Genomic DNA, 225 nt, shown 5'->3' with positions numbered 1-225 from the left:
ATCCGGCAGCCTGCCGGGCCAGAAGCGTCCGGCATCACACTCGCCGAGCAGGCGCTCTCCCTGCCAGAAAAAGCGGCGGGCAGTGCGGGCAAGTAAATCCTCCTTCAGAATACGGCGCCCCAGGGCATCATACTGATAACGATAATGCGCGGTCTCCTGACCCCGTACCCGGCAGCGGTAGCCGGTCAGGCGGTGCTGCGTGTCCCAGGTGTAGTGATGCTCCTC

General features: G+C 64.0%; 1 pseudogene. It reads right to left on the bottom strand.

The features are described from left to right. Positions 1-225 (bottom strand): annotated as a pseudogene (locus KIF87_RS23145) (hypothetical protein); the annotation flags it as partial.

The organism is Enterobacter sp. 120016 (assembly GCF_018383635.1).
Lineage (GTDB): Bacteria > Pseudomonadota > Gammaproteobacteria > Enterobacterales > Enterobacteriaceae > Enterobacter > Enterobacter asburiae_D.
This window is presented reverse-complemented; position numbering and strand designations above follow the sequence as displayed.